Origin of the sequence: Nocardia niwae NBRC 108934 = DSM 45340 (assembly GCF_001613465.1) — a bacterium.
Classification (GTDB): domain Bacteria; phylum Actinomycetota; class Actinomycetes; order Mycobacteriales; family Mycobacteriaceae; genus Nocardia; species Nocardia niwae.
Genome location: NZ_BDCK01000048.1, coordinates 49,893 through 70,339, shown reverse-complemented (window position 1 = coordinate 70,339; position 20,447 = coordinate 49,893). Strand labels below are relative to the sequence as shown.

The following is a 20,447-nucleotide window of genomic DNA, read 5'->3' as shown; positions in this document are numbered from 1 at the left end:
CCGCCTCGCGGCGGCCGCGCAAAGCGAGCGTGACCGCGAACTGCCGATGTTCGGTCTCGCTTCGGTCGAAAACCGTAGCTGGGTGCGCTGGGCGCGCCGAAACCGCAACTCGCCAACAAAGGAGTACCCGGATCGGGTCGCTCGCCGTTGGTCGAACCTGCCGCCAGTGGCCTTCGTCGCCTCGCGGCGGCCGCGCACACGCCAGCCGGGCCGCGAACGGCGGATGCGCGGTCTCGCTCGACACGGGAAGACGTGCTCGGCGGGGTTCGGAGTTCGAGTTCGCTGCGGCCGGCTCGACGCGAAGCGGCATTGATGTAAGGGTGCGGCATGGCTGAAAACACGCTGACATCCGTGTCCGATCGCGGGCGGCGGCCTGCGCTGGCCCTGGCCGCCCTCCTGTTCGGGACCGGGGTATTGCATTTCGTCTGGCCGAAGCCGTTCGATTCGATCGTGCCGCGCTCGCTGCCGGGTAGGGCTCGCGACTACACCTACGCTTCCGGCGTGGCCGAGATCGGCGTCGCCGCCGCCCTCGCCGTTGCGCGCACCCGTAGTTTCGGCGGACGGCTCGCGGCGCTGCTGTTCATCGCGGTGCTCCCGGCCAACGTGCAGTTCACCGCGGACATGCTGGCCAGCGAGAAAGCGTCGCGACTGGTCAAGGTCGGCTCGGTGCTGCGGCTGCCGCTGCAGATTCCGTTGATCACTCAGGCGCTGGCGGTGAGTCGGCGGGCGCGGCGTTCCTGATCAGCTCGGCCAGTTCCTCCGGACCGGCCAGGTTCACCGGTGCGATGGTGCGCCCGGTGCGCACGTAGTGGAACGCGGCGCCGATCCGGTGCAGCATCTCGTGCTCCGGTCGTCCCTCCCGCGCGGCCATCAACCGCGCCCACGCCAGGCGATAGACGGCCAACTGCATGGCGACCGCAGCTTCCTCGGCGGCGCTGGGTTCGGCGCCGGTCTTCCAGTCGACCACGATCCAGCGCCCGCCCGGTTCGGCGAACACCGCGTCCATCCGCCCGCGGATCACGGTGCCCGCGATCGAGGTCTCGAACGGAATCTCGACCTCGATCGGGCTGCGGTCGGCCCAGCGCGAATTCAGGAACGCTTCCTGCATCGCGGTCAGCTCGGCGTCCAGACCCGCGTCGGCCGCGCCACCGTCGGCCGCGCCGGGCAACTCGTCCAGCCCCAGGAGGCGGGTGGAGCCGAACCATCGCTGCACCCAGGCGTGGAAGGCGGTACCGCGGCGGGCGAGCGGGTTCGGCGGATAGGGCAACGGACGACGCAGGCGGGCGGCGAGTCGCGTCGGGTCGGCACGCAGCTCGACCAGGGCGGTTGCCGCGATCTGTCCGGGTAGCTCCACCTCCTCCGCGGCCGTCGCGGCCGCCTGGTGCTCGGCCAGCAGTGCGTCGACGTCGGCAGCCCAGCCCTCGGGATCATCGGGGTGCGGCGCCGGCTGGATGCGCTCGGGCCGGAACGGGTCCTCCGGTGGAGGCGGCGCGAAGCCGGTCGCGCCGTATGCGCCTTCGTCGGCGGACAAGTACTCCTCCATCGGATCCGGTCCCGGGCCGAAGTAGGGCTCGATGTCCGCGTAGGGGTCGGCGTATTCGGTTAACGGGAAGTCCGCTGGATCGTCGGGGGGATACTCGTCGTCGGGTGGGTAGTAGGCCCGTTCGTCCACGAAATCAGACCCGTTACCCGACCGGTGGTGGACCGGGTCATCCACGGAACCTGGCTCATCGCTGCTGAACGCAGGTACCGGCGCGGCACGGTTTTCGAGATTCGCAGCGCCGGGTTCCTGATCACGGCGTCCGGAATCGGCGGGACGGGCGCGCAGGTCGGACAGAGCGGCGCGGACCAGCGCGGCGCCCTGCTCGATGGGGTCGCGGCGGGTGCTGAGCGGGTCGCGTGGCCATACGGCGGTCGCCGGGTTGTCGGTGAACGGGTTGACGGCGTCGTCGGCTGGCGGGTCGTCCCAGCGGGCGATCGTCAAGACGTCGTGGGCCGGGCTGCCGGTCTCGTCGTTCGCATGCTTCAGTTCCAGCAGGAAATCCGAGGGGCCCTTCGGGGAACTGCCGGTCTCCGCCCAGTAGTGGGCCGAAACCAGCAGTACGCGTTCGGTTCTGGTGAGCGCCACGTAGAACAGGCGGCGTTCCTCGTCGATCCGGCGGCGCTCCAGCGCCTCCTTGTGCGCCTTGATCGCGTGGTCGAGATCCGCCCGGTCGTACAGGTCGGTGAGATCGAGCACCGGCACGCCCTCGGCCGCGTCGTCCTGCTGCCGGTCACCCCGCAGCGAGGTCGGCAGCTCGGCGAGCGCGCCGAGCCACGTGCCGGAACCGACCTTGGACGGGAACACGCCCTCCACTACATGCGGGACCGCCACGATCTCCCACTCCAGGCCCTTGGCCGCGTGCACGGTCAGCACCTGCACCCGGTCCTTGGCGACCTCGACCTCGCCGGGCTCCAGTCCGTTCTCGACCTCCTCCGCGGCGGCGAGGAACGCGAGCAACCCACCGAGCGAAGCGCCGGTATCCGCGGCGTACCCGGCCACCACTTCGGCGAACGCGTCGAGGTGCTCGCGCCCGGCTCCGGTGCCCGCCATGGCTCGCCGGGTCTGAGTCTCCACTCCCACGCCGATCGTGCGCTCGACATCGGCGACCAGCTCCGCCAGCGGTTGCCCGCTGCGTTCGCGCAACGCGGCCAGCTCGCGGCCCAGCGCCTCGATACGGGCCAACCCGGCGGGTGAGTAGTGTTCCGCCGGGCCGGGATCAGCGATCGCGTCGGCCAGTCCGGCCTGTTCGGCGGGTTCCGGCGCCACCTCCCGCAATGCCTCGTCCAGCGCGGCGCCGTCGGCGATCTCCACCGGGCCCTCCGATCCGGGACGCCGGATGGACAGGTCCCTGGCACGGCGGGCGAGCGCGGCGATGTCGGCGACGCCGATGCGCCAGCGCGCGCCGGTCAGCACACGCATGGCGGCACTGCCCGAACCCGGTTCGGCGATCAGCCGCAAGGTGGCGACGATATCGGCGACCTCCGGCGTGGCGAGCAAGCCGCCGAGCCCGACGATCTCCACCGGAAGTCCCTGCGCGCGTAGCGCTTCCGCGAGCGGCGCGGCATCGGCATTGCGGCGCACCAGTACCGCCGACGTAGGTGGCTGCTGTTGCGCCGCCCGCCGGGCCGCCCACTCCGCGGCGATCCGTTCGGCCACCCACTCACGTTCAGCGGCAACCGTCTCGGTCAACGCCAGCGCCACCGCTCCCGCGTCGGCGTCGGGCTTGGCGCGCAACGCGTCGACCGTTACGCCACCGCCCTCGATCGCCTTGCGCCGCAACGGTTCCGCGACGAGATTCGCCAGCGCCAGCGCTTCCGGCGGATTGCGCCAGCTGGTCAGCAACGCCAGCGTCGGAGCGGGTACGCCCGGGGCGCTGGGGAAGTCGGTGGCGAACCGGGGCAGATTCGCCGCCGAAGCGCCACGCCAGCCGTAGATCGATTGCATCGGGTCGCCCACCGCGGTCACGGCAAGACGCTGGGCGTCGTGCGGCCCCGGGGGCTGGTCGCCCCGCCCGCGTACGGCGCGCGGGTCATGCGCACCGGCGAACCGCGGCTGCCCTTCACTTTCCGTATCGACGCTCCGAGTGCCCTGCGGAGAGTCGCCGGAATCGGCGGTCGGCGAGAAGTCGTTGTCCGGCGGCAGATCCGGCTCGCGCTTCCCTTCGCCGGACCGCTGCGCACGGTTGGCGTGCGCAGGCCGGTCGGCGGCCGGAGCGAGAGCATCCTCTGTGCCCCCGGACCTGTCGTGTTCGGCTCGCGTGAGCCCCGTCGCGTGCGGCGCACCGCCGAACAGAGCGGCGAGCAGGACTCGCTGGGCGTGGCCGGTGTCCTGGTACTCGTCGAGCAGGACCAGGCGGAAGCGGGCGCGTTCGGCGGCGGCGACCTCGGGATGCTCGGCGGCCAGACGAGCGGCCAGCGACATCTGCGCGCCGAAGTCCAGGGCGCCTCGGCGGCGCAGCGCCTCGGCGAGCTCCTGTACCAGCGGGAGCAGCGCCACCCGTTCCCGCTGCACCTGCACGATGTTCAGCAGCGTCTGGCTCGGCCCGCCCCGTTGGCGCGGACCGGCGGGCAGGGTGTACACCAGCTTCGCCAGCTCGGTGTGCGCCTCGGCCAGCTCCTCGGGCTCGACCAGATGCTCGGCCAGTTGCCCGGACAGCGCGAGCACCGCCTCGGTGACCGACACCGGGGTGCGATCGGTTTCCAGGTCGCCGTCCCAGGTGCGGACCACCTGGTGGGCGAGCTGCCAGAGCTGGGTCTCGGTGAGCAGGGCCGCCGAGGGCTCCACCGGAAGCAGCAGGCCGTGTTCGGTGAGCAACCGGCCCGCGTACGAGTGGTAGGTGCTGATCTCCGGCTCCGCGCCGGTCAGCTGAGCGCGCAACCGGCCGCTCGGGTCGAGTTCGCGCAGCAGCGGCGCGCCGGCGAGCCGGGCCAGCCTGGTCCGGATGCGAGCGGTCAGCTGCTGTGCGGCTTTGCGTGTGAAGGTCAGTCCGAGCACTTCGTCGGGCAGGACGAGCCCGTTCGCGACCATCCACACCACGCGCGCGGCCATCGTCTCGGTCTTGCCCGCGCCAGCGCCCGCCACCACCAGGGTCGGGCCCGGCGGCGCCGCGATCACGGCGGCCTGTTCGTCGGTCGGTGGTGGCAGGCCGAGCGCCTGCGCCAGCTGCTGCGGCGTCACCCGCCCGGTCACGGCGGCGCCCCGGCCACCGGCCGCGGCGAGGCCGAGGGCGCGCTCACTCGTCGGTCACCTGCCTTCCGGTGTCCTGGACGGGGCAGCTCCCCGCCACCGGGCAGTGGCGGCATCCGTCATTGCGCATGGCCAGGTAGCTGGGGCCCTGAGTGGACGCGGCAGCCTGGTGGATCGTGTCGCGCCAACGGTCGAGCGCCTCGGCGTCCAGCGGCGGCTGCATGCGCTGGGTAGCGCCCTCCGCCTTGCTCGGTTTCGCGACGTACACCAATCGAGCACCGCCGGGCTCGCCGGCTTCCGCGCCGGCGGAGGGGGATTCGGCCGGTGCGTCGAGAGCGCCCGTGGCCGCGGCCACCTGATAGGTCGCCAGCTGCGCGTGATCGACGGCGGCCTGCTTGGTGACCGGGGACTTGCCGGTCTTCACGTCGACGATCACGAAACGGCCCTGCGCGTCCCGCTCCAGCCGGTCGATGCGGCCCCGGATGCGCACGGCGCGTTCGTCTTCGGTGCGCCCGGGCAATACGCAGTCCACCGGCACCTCGACGCCTGCCTGGGTGAGTTCGCCGCGGGTGTTGCGGACCCAGGCCAGGAAGGTCTCCAGCATCGCCTCGGTGCGGCGCAGCTCTTGGCGGGAATGCCAGCCGGTTCCGGGATCCACCGCCTGCCAGGCGCGATCCAGCGCCGCGTGCACCTGGTCCTCGGGCACCTCGCCCGCCAGCGCCTGCACCAGCGTGTGCACCAGGTTGCCCTTGACGGCGTGCGGGTTGTCGCCGTCGGTGCCGCCGTGGCGTTCCAAGGCCCAGCGCAGCGGGCAGGTGCGCAGCAGTTCGACGGTGGAGGGTGACAGGGCGACCGCGCCGTCGTCCTCGGTCCACAGCGGACGCCCGGAGCTCAGTTCGGCGGTGCCGTACCAGTCGTCGGGGTGGGTGCCGCGCACGCCCGCGTCCGCCAGACGTGCGAGCTGGTGCGCGGCGCGGCGCCTGCGCTCCGCGCCGGCCTCGGGATCGCAGACCACGCCGCGCAATTCGGCGACCAGGGAGTGCATCACCAAGGCGCGGCCGGGATCGGCCACCGGGAGCACACCCGGCTCGCCGTCGTCGTCGTGCCCGAGCAGTTCGGCGAGGAAACGCGAGGGCACCAGATCGCGGTCGCCCGAGACCGACTCCACGGCGGTGACCAGCAGCGATCGCCGGGCCCGGCTGCACGCGACGAGTAGCAGCCTGCGCTCTTCGGCGAGGATCGGCGCCGCCCGGCTCACCCACTCCCCCGCACCGGACACGCCGGCGGTGAGATCGATCAGATCCTCGGTGTGCAGCAGGGTGCCGCGGGCGCGCGGGTTGGGCCAGATCCCCTCCTGGACGGCGGCGACGGCGACCACGTCCCATTCCCGTCCGGCGGCGGCGTGCGCACTCAGCAGCGCCACCGCCTCACCCGGCAGTGTGCGCGGCGCCGCGTCCTGCGGAATCTCCTGCTGGGACAGGTATTCGACAAATCCTTCGATGCTCGCGCGCGGCAGCCGGTCGACATAGGCGGCGGCCGCGTCGAACAGCGCGACCGCGGCGTCCAGATCGCGGTCGGCCTGCATGCCGACCGCGCCGCCGCGCTCCGACTGCGCCACCCAGCGCCGCTCCAGCCGGGAACCGGTCCACAGCGCCCACAGCACGTCTTCCAGGCCCGCACCACGCCCGCGCGCCTTGCGGGCCCGATGCAGAGCGTCCCGCACCCGGCGCAGCGGCGCGGCCTCCACCTCGGTGAGCCGGTTCAGGATCCCCGGATCGCCGGTCCCCAGCAGCAGGTCACGCAGCACCAACGCGGAGGGGCGGTCGATGTCCGCGTCGTCCGGGTCGTCGTCCGCGGTTTTCGCACCGGCGCGCACCGATTGCAGCACCGCGCGCCGGATGCCGCGCCGCAACCGGCGCAAGGCGATCTGGTCGGCGCCGCCGAGCGGCCCGGACAGCAGGTCGAGGGCGTCCTCGGGTTCGAACGCGGGCACCGCGCCCCGCTGCACCGCCTCGCCGGCCAGGACGGCGCGCAACGACAGCAGCAGCCAGGCCGCGCCCCGCCTGCGCGCCAGCGGCGTGTCCAGCGCGGGCTGCTGCACCGGCACGCCCGCCGCCAGCAAGGCGCGCCGCAGGGGCGCCAGCGACAGCGGCACCGAACGGACGATCACCGCCATCCGCGACCACGGCACCCCGCCGGTGAGATGCGCGCGGCGCAAGTGGTCGGCGATGAGCGCGGCCTCCTTCGCGGGCGTGGCCAGCACACGCACCCGCACCTCGGCGCCGTCCGCCCGCGAATCGGAGCGTTCCGGCACGGGGATGCGCTGCGGCGCACTGCCCGGCAGACGTGCGGCGATCCGTGCGACCGCCAGCTCCACCTGGCCACTGAACCGGTGACTGTCGCGCAGCACGATGCGCCGCTCGGGTGGCGCGTCGAGTTCGGCGACGAACCGCGCGTCCGCGCCGCGGAAGGCGAAGACGGCTTGATCGGGATCGCCCGCGATCACCGTGGTCCGCGCGCTGTGCCCGATGGCCCTGATCAGGATCGCCGCCTGCGGGTCCAGGTGTTGCGCGTCGTCGACCAGCAGGTATCTGATCCTCGCGCGTTCGGCGGCAAGCAGATTCGGGTCGGCGGCCAGCGCGTCCAGCGCCGCGCCGACCAGTTCGGCGGCGTCCAGCGCGGGCGCGGTGGCCTCCGGCGCCTCGACGCCGACCGACCAGCGCAGCAGCATCGTCTGCTCGTAGCGGATGGCGAACCGGCCCGCCGCCACCCACTCCGGCTTGTCGTGCTCGCGGCCGAGCCGCACCAGGTCTTCCGGACCGATGCCGCGTTCGGTGGCCCGGAGCATGAGATCGCGCAATTGCTCGGCGAACCCGCCGAGCGCTAGCGCGGGCCGCAGTCGCTCCGGCCACAATCCGCGCGCGCCGTCGGCCATGTCGGCGAGATCGCCGCGCAGCATCTCGCGCAGCACCGCGTCCTGTTCGGCACCGGTCAGCAGACGCGGCGGCGGGTTGCCGTGCGCCGTCGCATGCCTGCGCAGCACGGAGAAGGCGTATGAGTGCAGGGTGCGCACCAACGGTTCTCGTGTGGCGCCGGGCACACCTCCTTCGGCACCGGGCCCGGGTCCGCTCAGCCGCGTGGTGACGGCGTCGCGCAGAGCGCTCGCGGCCTGCTTCGAATGGGTCAGTACCAGCACGGATTCCGGGTCTGCTCCGGCCGCCATGCGCTCGGCGGCGAGGTCGATCAGCAGGGCGGTCTTGCCCGTGCCCGGTCCGCCGAGCACCTGCCAGGGCCGCCACCCGGGGCGCGCGGGACCGGCCTCGGCCGCGGCGTCCAGCAGCGCGCGGACGTCGGCGCCCCAGTCTCGCGGCCGGGGCGCCACCACATTCCGGCGAACCAGTCGCACCGCGCCATCCGATCGCACCACGCGGGCTATTGCAACAGACACGACCGACACGCCGGTACACGCCTCCGCCCGACCGGCGCTGCGGCCGAATGCGGCGCAGGTCAGAATGGACCGGTGTCTGTCTTGAATGTCCATCGGTTCGGTCCGACGACGGGACCGGTGGTGCTCGCCCTGCACGGTGTCACCGGTCACGGCAAACGCTGGGAAGACCTGGCGACCCGGCAGCTGCCCGACGTCCGGGTCCTCGCACCCGATCTGCGCGGGCACGGGCGCTCCACCTCGCTGCCGCCGTGGAATTTCGAGACCATCGTCGAGGACCTGGTCGAGCTGGTCAGCACGGAGGCCGACGGCCCGGTGGTGGTGGTCGCGCACTCCTTCGGCGGCGCGTGCGCGCTGCACCTGGCGCATCGGCATCCCGACCTGGTGCGCAAGCTGGTGCTGCTGGATCCCGCCATCGCGCTGGAACCGGAATGGCTCAACGAGATCGCACTGTCCACCCTGGTCTCGGCCGACTACGACAGCGTCGAGCACGCGCGCCAGGACAAGCTGGACACCGGCTGGGGTGACGTCGAGCCGCGGTTGCTCGAAGCCGAACTCGACGAACATCTGATGCCGACGGCGGACGGGCGATTCGGCTGGCGGATGAGCCTGCCCGCCGTCAACTCCTACTGGGGCCAGCTGGCGCGGCACTGGGTGCTGCCGCCCGCCGATCTGCCGACCGTCCTGGTGCAGGCGATGAAGGTGCACCCGCCGTTCGTCACAGCGGAGTTCCGCGCGGCGCTCACCGAGCACATGGGCGCCAACCTGACCGTGCTGGAATGGAACTGCGATCACATGGTCGCCCAGGCGTATCCGGCGCAGACCGGTGAGCTGGTGCGCTCGGTGCTCTGAGCCGATGCCTACCACCGACGCCCAGATCGAGCGGGTGCGCGCCCTGGTGGCGGCGGTCCCGCCCGGCCGGGTGGTCACCTACGGCGACATCGCCGCGGCCGCCGGACTGTCCACACCGCGCACGGTGGGCTGGATCATGCGTACGGACTCGGCCGACCTGCCCTGGCATCGCGTGCTGGGTGCGAGCGGCAAGCCCGCCGCGCACCTGGCCCATCGCCAGCTGCGCCTGCTCGCCGCGGAAGGCGTGCCGATCCGGGACGGACGCGTCGACCTGCGCGCGGCGCGCTTCCCGTTGCCGGATCTGCCGGGCGAGTGAGCGCCGCTTTCCGATATTCCTCCGCGCCGGAATGGCGGCCAGTACCGTTGATTCATGCCCACCCGCCTGGCATGTGTCGTGTTCGATGCCGACCGGCCGCGTCCGGTCGCGGATTTCTGGGCCGAGTTGCTCGGCTGGAGCGTGACCCTCGACCGTCCCGACGAGGTGAACGTCGCGGCCCCCGACGCCGACGGCGGCGAACTGGCCCTCACCTTCCTGCCCGCGATGCGGGCCAAGGTCGGCAAGAACCGCCTGCACCTGGATCTGGCCACCCGCTCGCTGGACCACCAGCGCACCCAGGTGGACCGGGCGCTGGCCCTGGGCGCGCGAGCGGTGAACATCGGCCAAGGCGCGGTGCCGTGGGCCGTGCTCGCCGACCCGGAGGGCAATGAGTTCTGCGTTCTCGAACCCAGGGAGGAGTACGTGGACACCGGAGCCGTCGCGGCGGTCGTGGTCGACACGCGCGACCCGCAGCGCCTCGCGGAGTTCTGGTCGGCCGCCACCGGCTGGCCTGCCACCCGGCGCGGCGAGCGGCTGGCCGGGCTGCGCTCACCGACCGGACTCGGCTCCTGGCTCGAGTTCGTGCGCACCCCGGACGCGGGGTCCGGCCGGACCAGACTGCGCCTGGATCTCACCTCGTTTCCGGCCGACGACCGGGTCGCCGAGGTGGCCCGGCTGCACGCGGCGGGCGCCACGACGATCGACCGGGGCGCCCCGGCGCCGGACCGGGACACCGACCTCGTGCTCGCCGACCCGGAACTCAACGAGTTCCGGCTGCTGCCACCGGCCCGCTTCTGGTCGAACGCCTGATCGACGCCGTCCGCTGCCGGGCTTTCCGGCGATGACGAATTAGCATGGCCGCCATGGTGTACCTAGCTCGAGGTCGTGGCGTGTGACCGCCGCCGACGCGATCGTGCTCGCGGGCGGCCGGGCCAGCCGGATGGGCGGCGTGGACAAACCGGCCATCGTCATCGGCGGCCGTTCCATGCTCGAGGTGGCGCTCGCCGCCGTGGCCTCGTGCGAGCACACGGCGGTGGTCGGGCCGCACCGGCCCGAGCTGGCGCCGGAGATCATCCAGGTCCGCGAGGTGCCGCCGGGTTCGGGTCCGGTGGCGGCGATCGACACCGGGCTGCGCGCGCTCGGCTCCGCCGCACCGCTGGTGGTGGTGCTCGCCGCCGACCTGCCGTTCCTGTCGCCGTTGGCGGTGACCGAGCTCATCCGGCACGCCACCGAGTCCGGCGCGGACGCGGTGTTCGCGGCCGACGAGTCGGGGCGGCCGCAGTACCTGATCGGGGTGTGGCGGCGCTCAGCCTTGGCCGCGGCGCTGCACGAGCTCGGCGCGCTGGTCAACCAGCCGATGAAGGCGCTGGTGCCGGCCGCCGCCGCGATCATCCCGCTCTCCGGCGTCGGTGATTGCGATACCGAGGAGCAGGTGCGGCGGGCCAGAGCGGCGGTCGACGCGCCGCGGCAGCAGCCGCCGCTGGATCTCGCCGAGGCGCGGGACCTGCTGCGCGATCGGCTGTCGCGGCTCACCGCGTACGAAGCCGATCTGGGTTCGGTGCTCGGAGCCGCGCTCGCGGGACCGCTGACGGCCGCCGGGCCGTTGCCCCGTTTCGACGTCTCGGCGATGGACGGCTACGCGGTGGCGGGTGACGGGCCGTGGCGCCTACGCCGCGACATCGGCTTCGCGGGCGGGCGGCGACCGGTGGGGTTGCTGCCCGGCGAGGCGGTGCGCATCGCCACGGGCGCGCACGTCCCCGACGGGACCACGGGCGTGCTGCGCGACGAGTTCGTGCACGTCGCCGACGAAACGCTCTACCGCCTGCCGGATACGCCGCCGCGCGACGACATCCGCCGGCGCGGTGAGGACCGGGAAGCCGGTGATCCGGTCGCGCCGGAGGGCACGCCGGTGACGGCGGCGCTGGTCTCCGCGGCCGCGAGCGTAGAGGTCACCGCGGCGCCGGTGCGCGGCCCGGTACGCGCGCACATCGTCATGACGGGCGACGAGATCCGCAGCGCGGGACCGCTGCAGGCGGGGCAGACTCGCGACTCGATCGGCCCGATACTCCCGGAACTGTTGTCCTGGTACGGCATTCGCACCACCGATCGGGTGCACCTGCGCGACACCCCGCACGGCTTCGACGAGGTCCTGGCCGTCACGCCGGAGTGCGATCTGCTGGCCATCGTCGGCGCGACCGGCGGCGGTGCGGCCGACCAGCTCCGTGCCGCCTTGACCCGCGCCGGGGCCGAGGTCGTGGTGCCACGGCTGCGGCTGCGTCCCGGTGGTTCCACCGTCGTCGCCCAACTCGCCGCCGGCACCACGGTGCTCGGCCTGCCCGGCAACCCGTTCGCCGCGATAGCGACGCTGATGGCGCTCGCGCCCGCGATCGTCGAGGGCCGCACCGGCGCCGCCCCCGCCCGTCCGCTGCGCGGGCCGCTGCACAACGCCGCGGAGATCGCCGCAGCGGTGCCTCGCGTCGTTCCGGCTCGCGCCGCCGACGAAGGCGGCTGGGTCGGTGACCCGGCGATCCGCACAGCACATCTCGGGGGCCTGGTGGACCGCGACGGTCTGGTCGTCGTCCCGCCCGGCGCCGAGGACGGCGCGATCGTCGAATTCCTGCCGCTGCGCCGCTGAACGCTGCGGCGGCGGGCGAAAACGATTGTGTCCCTTGGCTGCACAGACGCGAATAGTGCGCGGGTAAACGATAGTGTGTCGACACCGGGCCGCGGATCCGTCGAAAATTATTACAGTACAGCGCTTTCCGTCGTCGCGACAACACCCCCTTCGAGAGCGCACCCGATCTCGCCCGACCGCAGAATTCGAGGCGATATACACCGGCGGTAGCGCCCAGAACCGACCTCAGCGAAACCGAAACCGGTTCTCGGAGTTTTATTCCAGCCAGACCCGAAGCATCCGTCCAGCCGCCGGAAGAATAGCCGACAAGAGGTCGAACCGAGTCGTATTCGTTACTGAAATCCACCCGCAACATCGCGTCTACCAGGTGGAATGCGGCAACCGCGCCGCTCCGAGCCATATTTTTCAAATCCCCTTCCAGAAGCCATATCCGCTCGCTATCGTGTGTTCGTTAGGCGAATATCAATCCCCCGGAAAGGACCGTGTGGAGATGACTGAAAAGTCGAAGAAAACGCCTAAGAAAATGCCGAAGCAGATGCCGAGGCAGCAGCAGCAACAGCGCCAAGAGCAGGACATGCGCGAGGGCGCGGACATGGAAGGCCGTCGGGGCATGAAGAACGAGATGCCCGACCGGCGCGGCGAGCAGGAGCGTCGCCGCTAAACCGATCTGCGCCACCCGCGCCGCCGGCCCCACCTCCTCCCGGGACCGGCGGCCGCGGTTGTTTCCGGAACGTGTGCTTACCCCGCTGGTAATTGCCACCCGGCGCGAGGCGGACCTACCGTCGATTCGACGCCATTCCCGGTGTCATCGAAACGAAGGAATGCCAAACGCCATGTCCGCCTATGGCTTCGCCCATCTCCGCAGTCGCAGGCCGCACCCCGACATCCTGGAATACCTGGAACGTATCCAGGCCACGTTGGACCCGTTCGGCGGTCGCTTCATCATCCACGGGCCTCCGGCCGAGGTCGTCGAGGGCAGCTGGCCCGGGAGCATGGTGCTGATCGAGTTCCCCGGGATGACCGAAGCCCGGGAGTGGTACCACTCCCCCGCGTATCAGGAGATCCTTCCGCTGCGCGCCGATCACATCGACGGCGACCTGCTGCTCATCGAGGGTGTCGGCCCGGACTACGACCCGCGCGAACGCGCACGCAAGCTGCGCGCGGCGGGCTGACGCGATTTCGGCTCGCCGTCCCCCGTCCGATACCGTTGACCAGGCACGACACGGCTCGACGGGATAAGGATGCGCCTGATGGACGACAGCTCTCTGGTCTGGGACGACGGCGCGCTCGTCACCATCGACCAGCGCGGACTGCCGCACGAGGCGCGCGAGCTGCGGCTGAGCTCGGTCGACCAGGTCATCGACGCGATCAAGACGCTGGCCGTTCGCGGCGCGCCCGCCATCGGCATCGCGGGAGCGTTCGGCGTCGTCCTCGCCACCGCCGCGCACACCGCGGACGGCGTGGTGGACGAAGCGGCGGCACAGGCCGAGGCCGACCGCATCGCCGCGGCGCGGCCCACCGCGGTCAATCTGGCGTGGGCCGTGCGGCGGGTCCGGGCGAAGGTGGGGCAGGGCGCCGACGCGGTCCTGGCCGAGACGCTGGCGATGCTCGCCGAGGACGGCCGGGTCAACCGGGCCGCCGCCACCAACGCCGCCGATCTGGTCCAGACCCTGTGCCCGGTGCGGCCGCTGCGGGTGCTCACCCACTGCAACACAGGCAGGCTCGCGACCAGCGCGTTCGGCACCGCCATCGGCACGCTGCGGGTGCTGTCCGAGCGCGGCGCGCTCGAACAGGTGCTGGTGGACGAGACGCGCCCGCTGCTGCAAGGCGCGCGGCTGACCACGTGGGAACTCGCCGAGGCTGGCATCCCGCACCGGCTGACCATCGATTCCGCCGCCGCGTGGGCGATGGCGACGGGGCAGGTCGACTGCGTGCTCGTCGGGGCCGACCGGGTCACCGCCAACGGCGACGTGGCCAACAAGATCGGCACCTACGGTCTCGCGCTGGCCGCCCGCCATCACGGCATCCCGTTCGTCGTGGTGGCCCCGGAGTCGACCCGCGACCTGTCGATGGCCACCGGCCGGGAGATCGTCGTGGAGGAACGCGCGGCCGCCGAGGTGACCGGGTTCGGCGGTGTGGCAACGGCTCCCGCGGGCACCAAGGTCTTCAACCCGGCGTTCGACGTGACGCCGGGTGACCTGGTGACCGCGGTGGTCACGGAGAACGGCGTCGTGCACCGCAGCGATCCGGCACGCGGCGGTGCGACCGCGAGCACCGGCCCCGAGCTCGGATCCGATCCGTCGCCTGGCGCGGCCATCGCGGACCTCGCCCGCGAGCTGTACCGGCGCGGCTGGATGCCGGGCACCGCGGGCAACATCTCGGTGCGCACCGGCCCCACCGCCGTCGTCACCGGAAGCGGTTTGCCCAAGGGCGAACTCACCGAGCGCGACATGGTCACCGTGCGCGTGGCCGACTCCGCGCCCGTCACCGGCGACGGGCGCAAGCCTTCCGCGGAGACCACGATCCACACCGCCGTCTACCGCACCCGCCCGGCCCAGGCGGTCGTGCACATCCATCCGCCGTTCGCCACGGCACTGGCCACCCGCTCTGCGGTTCCCGGCACACTCGGCACGCTGCGGATCACCGACTACGAGCTGATCAAAGGGCTCGGCGGCGGCGATCCGGCCGTCGCGGAGATCCCGGTCTTCCCGAACTGGCCCGAGGTGCCCCGTATCGGCGCGGACATCGAGCGCTACCTCCTCGACCAACCCGACGCGTTGCCGGTGCTGGTCATCGCCGGCCACGGAATCACCGCCTGGGGTGATGATCTCGCCCAGGCGCGCGATCGCGCCGAATGCCTGGAAGCATTGTGTGAGCTGGTGTCCCGCACCGGCAGTCCGGCGGCCTTCGGCCCGCGCGACGATTTTCTCGAGATTGGACTGACATGACCCTCCTGCAGGTGATGGCCGCCGGTGACGCGGCCGACGTGCGCGTACGCACCAGCGACGACGAGGTGATCGGCACCGAACTGGCCGCGCGCGGTATCACTTTCGGACGCTGGCCGGTGGTCGAGAACGCGGCGTCGGTGTCGTCGGAGGAGTTACTCGCGCACTACGAGAAGAACGTCGCGGAACTGAACGCGTCCGGGCGCTACAAGCACATCGACATCGCCCGCATCCACCCCGACGACAGCGACCCGCAGTGGCCGGAGATCGCCAAGGGCGCGCGCGGGAAATTCCTCGACGAGCACCGGCACGCCGAGGACGAGGTGCGCTTCTTCGCCGCCGGACGCGGCTGCTTCTACCTGCACCTCGGCGAGGAGATCCTCGCGGTGGTGTGCGAAGGCGGCGATCTGCTGTCGGTGCCCGCGGGCACGCTGCACTGGTTCGACATGGGCGAACGCCCGGACTTCATCGCCATCCGCTTCTTCGAGGAGGAGGACGGCTGGGTAGGCGACTTCACCGGCGACAAGATCAGCGCGGGCTTCCCCACCCTCGACGAGCTGCTGACCGCGCCGTGATCGACGCCGTCGTCGTCGACATCGAGGGCACCACCAGCCCCACCGCCGCGGTCCGCGAAGACCTGTACGGCTATACCCGCGAACGGCTCCCGGCCTGGCTGTCCGAGCACAGCTCCGCGGTCGCGGCGCCGGTGCTGGCCGCGACCAGGGAGCTGGCCGGGCGTCCGGACGCGAACCCGGAGGAAGCCGCCGCGATCCTGCGCGAGTGGCTCGACACCGACGTCAAGGCCGAGCCGCTCAAGACCGCGCAGGGCCTGATCTGTGCGGAAGGCTTCCGCAGCGGCGCGCTGCACGGCGAGTTCTTCCCGGACGTGCCACCGGCGCTCGCCGCATGGCACCGGTCGGGGCTCGCGCTCTACGTCTACTCCTCCGGGTCGGTACGCAACCAGCGCGACTGGTTCGCCTTCGCACGCGGCGGCAGCCTGTCCGAGCTGATCAGCGGATACTTCGATCTGTCGACGGCGGGCGGCAAGCGCGAATCGTCCTCCTACGACAAGATCGCAGGCTCGATCGGCGTCCCCGCCGAGCGCATCCTGTTCCTGTCCGACCACCCCGACGAGCTGGATGCCGCCGTCGCTGCTGGATGGCGAGTCATCGGGCTGGCGCGTCCCGGTGAGCCGAATCCGCCTCGGCCGCCGCACCGCTGGGTCGACACGTTCGCCGACATCGATCCCATAGACCAGGGCTGACCGCGCAGATGACCTGCCACTGGTCAGCGTAGTGCCCACCGCGACGATCCAGCGATGACCCGCGCCGGGTGCCCGCGGCCCACCGGAATTGATCCACATCGGGCGAAATTCCAGCAAATTGTGATTGCGCTTACAATACTTGCCGGGAAACCGTGAGCGAAACTCACCGGGACGGATAAAACACGCTCCGCGGACGACCGATCCGATGTGTTAACAAATGTAAACCACTGGAGAACCGGTCGTTTCCAAAGCATCACCGGTGCGGGCACCGGCGAACCCCTCCGATACGGTTCTCTCCAGTTCAGAGCGGGTTAGCCCTGGTCGAACACCTAGATGCCACCCGGAAGCCGCCCGCCACCGTGACCGTGACGTTGCGCCGATCTCACAACTCACCTGGTCCCAGAATGGGCTGTGAGAAAGAGGTTTGGTCAGTCGTGCACGCCTCTTTACAGTCGGAACATCCACCCGATCGCACAGCTCGAAGGGCACGTCGTGGTTAATTCGCGTACCCAGGGTCACGCACCCTCCGCCCCGGCCACCGACGCCGGGGACGCGCTCCTGCGGCTGGGGAAATATTTCCACCGGGGCGAAGTCTCGTCCGATCACCGGACACTGCACAAGGTCGGCGGGCGCAGCGCCGACGAGTTCTACCGCGACCGCTGGTCCCACGACAAGGTGGTGCGCTCCACGCACGGCGTGAACTGCACCGGCTCGTGCTCATGGAAGATCTACGTGAAAGACGGCGTGATCACCTGGGAGTCGCAGCAGACCGACTACCCGTCGGTGGGCGCCGACAAGCCGGAATACGAGCCGCGCGGCTGTCCCCGTGGCGCGTCGTTCTCCTGGTACACCTACTCGCCTGCCCGGGTGCGCTATCCCTATGTGCGCGGCACGTTGCTGGAGCTGTACCGGGAAGCCAAGTCCCGGCTCAAGGATCCGGTGCTGGCCTGGGCCGATGTAGTCGAAGACCCGGAGAAGGCGCGCAGTTACAAGGCCGCCAGGGGCAAGGGCGGATTCGTGCGCGCCGAGTGGTGGGAGGCGGCCGAGATCGCCGCCGCCGCACACGTCTACACGATCAAGCAGTACGGCCCGGACCGGGTGGCCGGGTTCTCGCCGATCCCGGCCATGTCCATGGTCAGCCACGCCGTCGGCGCGCGGTTCATCTCGCTGCTCGGCGGCTCCATGCTGTCGTTCTACGACTGGTACGCCGACCTGCCGGTGGCTTCGCCGCAGGTATTCGGCGACCAGACCGACGTGCCGGAGTCCGCGGACTGGTTCGACGCCGGGTACCTCATCATGTGGGGCTCGAACGTGCCGGTCACCCGGACGCCGGACGCGCACTACATGACCGAGGCCCGCTACCGGGGCCAGAAGGTGGTCGTGGTCTCCCCCGACTACGCCGACAACACCAAGTTCGCCGACGAGTGGGTGCCCGCCCGTCCCGGCACCGACGCGGCCCTGGCCATGGCGATGGGCCACGTCGTGCTGAAGGAGTTCTTCGTCGAGAAGAGCACGCCGCGCTTCCTCGACTACATCAAGCGATTCACCGACCTGCCGTTCCTCATCACGCTCGACGAGCACGACGGGGCATACGTCCCCGGGAAGTTCCTCACCGCCGCCGACCTCGGCCGGACCGGTGAGGGCGTGGAGTTCCAGACGGTCCTGCTGGACGCGCAGGCACAGCCGGTGGTGCCCAACGGGTCGCTCGGCCATCGGTTCGGTGAAGAAGGAACCGGGCGCTGGAACCTCGATCTCGACGACGTCGATCCCCTCCTGAGCCTGTACGGCCGCACCGACGACGCTGCGGCCGTACGGATTCCCCGCTTCGACAGCGACGTCCCCGGCGTGCTCACCCGCGGCGTGCCGACCACGACCGTCGCGGGCAGGCGCGTCACGACGGTCTTCGATCTGCTGCTGGCGCAGTACGGCGTCGGTCGCGACGGCCTGCCCGGAACGTGGCCCAGCGGCTACGACGACGCGGCCGAGCCTTACACCCCGGCCTGGCAGGAAGCCATCACCGGCGTGCCCGCCGTGCAGGCCCAGCGCATCGCGCGGGAGTTCGCCGACAACGCCGACCGTTCCGGCGGCCGCTCGATGATCCTCATGGGCGCGGGCACCAACCACTGGTTCCACTCCGATCAGATCTACCGCGCGTTCTTCACCTTGACCCTGCTGACCGGCTGCCAGGGCGTGAACGGCGGCGGCTGGGCGCATTACGTCGGGCAGGAGAAGTGCCGACCGGTCACCGGCTGGTCCACCCTGGCCTTCGGCCTGGACTGGCAGCGCCCGCCACGGCAGATGCAGGGCACCGTGTTCTGGTATCTGACCAACGACCAGTGGCGCTACGACCCGTTCACCGCGGAGGCGTTCGCCTCGCCGCTCGGCGCGGGCAAGTTCGCAGGCCGCACGGCCGCCGACAACATCGCGCTGGCCACCCGGCTGGGCTGGATGCCCAGCTACCCCACCTTCGACCGCAATCCGCTCGATCTGGTGGACGAGGCGGAGGCCGCGGGCAAGACCGCCCCCGAGCACGTGGTGGACGGGCTGAAGTCCGGCGACCTGAACTTCGCCTGCGAGGACCCGGACGCGCCGGAGAACTTCCCCCGCTGCCTGACCGTGTGGCGGGCGAATCTGCTCGGCTCCTCCGGCAAGGGCAACGAGTACTTCCAGCGCCACCTGCTCGGCGCCGACTCCAACTTGCAGGCCGCCGAGGCCACCGGTGTGCGGCCGCAGGAGCTGAACTGGCGCGAGACCGCCGCCACCGGCAAGCTGGATCTGTTGCTGTCACTGGATTTCCGGATGACCAGCACCACGCTGTTCTCCGACATCGTGCTGCCCGCCGCCACCTGGTACGAGAAGCACGACCTGTCCTCCACCGACATGCACCCGTTCGTGCACGCCTTCTCCCCGGCGATCTCGCCGCCCTGGGAGGCCAAGACCGACTTCGACGCTTTCCACCGGATCGCGCGCGGCTTCTCCTGGATGGCCGAGAAGCACCTGGGCAAGCGCAAGGACATCGTCGCGGTGCCGTTGCAGCACGACTCGCCGGACGCGACGGCGCAGGCGGGCGGGCGCGTGCTGGACTGGAAAGCCGGTGAGTGCGAACCGGTTCCGGGCAAGACCATGCCGAAGCTGGTCGTGGTCGAACGCGACTACCCGAAGATCGCGGAGAAGATGGCCGCGCTCGGGCCACTGGTCGACACACTCGGCGTCACCACCAAGGGCGTCACCACCTACCCCGACCAGGAGGTCGAGTACCTCGCCGGGGTGAACGGCACGGTGGTGTCCGGCATCGCGCAGGGCAGGCCGTCGCTGGCCAAGGACACGCATGCGGCCGAGGCGATCCTCGCCCTGTCCGGCACCACGAACGGCCGTCTGGCGGTGGAGGGCTTCCACGCACTCGAGCGCCGCACCGGCACCCAGCTGGCCGACCTGGCCGCCGAGCACGAGGGCAAACGGATCACCTTCGCCGACACCCAGGCGCGCCCGGTGCCGGTCATCACCTCGCCGGAGTGGTCGGGCAGTGAGACCGGCGGACGCCGGTACTCGCCGTTCACCATCAACACCGAGCGGCTCAAGCCCTGGCACACGCTCACCGGTCGGCAGCACTTCTACCTGGATCACGACTGGATGATCGAACTCGGTGAACAGCTGCCGATCTTCCGTCCGCCGCTGGACATGACCGCGCTGTTCCGCGAGCCCTCGATCGGCGAGGTCGGCGACAAGGGCGTCACCGTGCGGTACCTGACCCCGCACTCCAAGTGGTCGATCCACTCCGCCTACCAGGACAACCTGCACATGCTGACGCTCTCGCGCGGCGGGCAGACGATCTGGATGTCCGATCGCGACGCGGCGAAGATCGGAGTGGCCGACAACGACTGGATCGAGGCGATCAACCGCAACGGCATCGTGGTGGCCCGCGCCATCGTCAGCCACCGGATGCCGGAGGGCACGGTGTTCATGTACCACGCCCAGGACCGCGCGGTGGACGTGCCGCGCATCGAGGGTCTCGGCGAGGACACCAAAGGCCGGGGCAAGCGCGGCGGCATTCACAACGCGCTCACCCGCATCATGATCAAGCCCTCGCATCTCATCGGCGGCTACGCGCAGCAGTCCTTCGCGCTGAACTATCACGGGCCCACCGGAAATCAACGCGACGAGGTGACCACGATTCGCAGGCGCTCGCAGGAAGTGGAGTACTGACATGGGCGAACGCGGCACGCAGGCACCATCCACCGACGCGAGAAAGCGGTACTGACAT

At 71.1% G+C, this 20,447-nt stretch carries 14 protein-coding genes; 12 read left to right on the top strand and 2 right to left on the bottom strand.

Annotated features, from left to right (window positions below):
- A partial coding sequence (locus NNI01S_RS35795) for a hypothetical protein (RefSeq protein WP_218019280.1) occupies positions 1-313 on the top strand: 313 nt, incomplete at its 5' end.
- Positions 314-327: 14 nt separating this feature from the next.
- Positions 328-741, top strand: a complete 414-nt coding sequence (locus NNI01S_RS29925; RefSeq protein WP_063024360.1) for a DoxX family protein — start codon at positions 328-330, stop codon at positions 739-741.
- On the opposite strand, the gene NNI01S_RS29920 is transcribed toward NNI01S_RS29925, so the two are convergent.
- The gene (locus tag NNI01S_RS29920) at positions 698-4,732 is read right to left on the bottom strand and encodes an ATP-dependent helicase (protein WP_063024355.1); all 4,035 of its coding nucleotides are present in this window, start codon (positions 4,730-4,732) and stop codon (positions 698-700) included. The genes NNI01S_RS29925 and NNI01S_RS29920 overlap by 44 nt on opposite strands.
- A 43-nt stretch (positions 4,733-4,775) precedes the next feature.
- Positions 4,776-8,177: an ATP-dependent helicase gene (locus NNI01S_RS29915; protein ID WP_063024374.1), complete on the bottom strand. Its 3,402-nt coding sequence runs from the start codon at positions 8,175-8,177 to the stop codon at positions 4,776-4,778.
- 72 nt (positions 8,178-8,249) lie between these two features.
- Here NNI01S_RS29915 and NNI01S_RS29910 point away from each other — a divergent pair, with 72 nt between their 5' ends.
- The 10 genes from NNI01S_RS29910 (at position 8,250) to NNI01S_RS29870 (ending at position 20,389) form a co-directional block, all read left to right on the top strand.
- Positions 8,250-9,026: an alpha/beta hydrolase gene (locus NNI01S_RS29910; protein ID WP_063024347.1), complete on the top strand. Its 777-nt coding sequence runs from the start codon at positions 8,250-8,252 to the stop codon at positions 9,024-9,026.
- A gap of 4 nt (positions 9,027-9,030) precedes the next feature.
- The gene (locus tag NNI01S_RS29905; protein WP_063024345.1) at positions 9,031-9,342 is read left to right on the top strand and encodes an MGMT family protein; all 312 of its coding nucleotides are present in this window, start codon (positions 9,031-9,033) and stop codon (positions 9,340-9,342) included.
- Between the two features lie 54 nt (positions 9,343-9,396).
- Entirely contained in the window at positions 9,397-10,152 is a 756-nt protein-coding gene (locus NNI01S_RS29900; protein ID WP_063024343.1) for a VOC family protein, read from the top strand.
- Between the two features lie 82 nt (positions 10,153-10,234).
- Positions 10,235-11,977, top strand: coding sequence for an NTP transferase domain-containing protein (locus NNI01S_RS29895; RefSeq protein ID WP_084489397.1), 1,743 nt, complete (start codon positions 10,235-10,237; stop codon positions 11,975-11,977).
- A 490-nt stretch (positions 11,978-12,467) separates the two neighbouring features.
- Positions 12,468-12,638, top strand: a complete 171-nt coding sequence (locus NNI01S_RS34965) for a hypothetical protein (RefSeq protein ID WP_157115093.1) — start codon at positions 12,468-12,470, stop codon at positions 12,636-12,638.
- 172 nt (positions 12,639-12,810) lie between these two features.
- Complete coding sequence (locus NNI01S_RS29890; protein WP_063024341.1) at positions 12,811-13,149, top strand: DUF1330 domain-containing protein; 339 nt, start codon at positions 12,811-12,813, stop codon at positions 13,147-13,149.
- 78 nt (positions 13,150-13,227) lie between these two features.
- Positions 13,228-14,925, top strand: coding sequence for a bifunctional S-methyl-5-thioribose-1-phosphate isomerase/methylthioribulose 1-phosphate dehydratase (locus tag NNI01S_RS29885; RefSeq protein ID WP_063917733.1), 1,698 nt, complete (start codon positions 13,228-13,230; stop codon positions 14,923-14,925).
- Positions 14,922-15,497, top strand: a complete 576-nt coding sequence (locus tag NNI01S_RS29880; protein ID WP_063024336.1) for a 1,2-dihydroxy-3-keto-5-methylthiopentene dioxygenase — start codon at positions 14,922-14,924, stop codon at positions 15,495-15,497. The genes NNI01S_RS29885 and NNI01S_RS29880 overlap by 4 nt, the downstream gene beginning before the upstream one ends.
- On the top strand, positions 15,494-16,186 hold the full coding sequence (mtnC, locus tag NNI01S_RS29875; protein ID WP_063024334.1) for an acireductone synthase: 693 nt from the start codon (positions 15,494-15,496) through the stop codon (positions 16,184-16,186). Before NNI01S_RS29880 ends, mtnC begins: the two co-directional genes overlap by 4 nt.
- Before the next feature lie 492 nt (positions 16,187-16,678).
- Positions 16,679-20,389 (top strand): nitrate reductase subunit alpha, encoded by a 3,711-nt coding sequence (locus NNI01S_RS29870; RefSeq protein ID WP_063024332.1) that lies wholly within the window; start codon positions 16,679-16,681, stop codon positions 20,387-20,389.
- Positions 20,390-20,447 lie beyond the last annotated feature (58 nt).

Bases quoted from the DNA above. Each gene is read 5' to 3' on its own strand.
- NNI01S_RS29905 (WP_063024345.1), top strand. From the start codon at position 9,031: ATGCCTACCACCGACGCCCAGATCGAGCGGGTGCGCGCCCTGGTGGCG.
- NNI01S_RS29890 (WP_063024341.1), top strand. From the start codon at position 12,811: ATGTCCGCCTATGGCTTCGCCCATCTCCGCAGTCGCAGGCCGCACCCC.
- NNI01S_RS34965 (WP_157115093.1), top strand. From the start codon at position 12,468: ATGACTGAAAAGTCGAAGAAAACGCCTAAGAAAATGCCGAAGCAGATG.
- NNI01S_RS29900 (WP_063024343.1), top strand. From the start codon at position 9,397: ATGCCCACCCGCCTGGCATGTGTCGTGTTCGATGCCGACCGGCCGCGT.
- NNI01S_RS29885 (WP_063917733.1), top strand. From the start codon at position 13,228: ATGGACGACAGCTCTCTGGTCTGGGACGACGGCGCGCTCGTCACCATC.
- NNI01S_RS29925 (WP_063024360.1), top strand. From the start codon at position 328: ATGGCTGAAAACACGCTGACATCCGTGTCCGATCGCGGGCGGCGGCCT.
- NNI01S_RS29880 (WP_063024336.1), top strand. From the start codon at position 14,922: ATGACCCTCCTGCAGGTGATGGCCGCCGGTGACGCGGCCGACGTGCGC.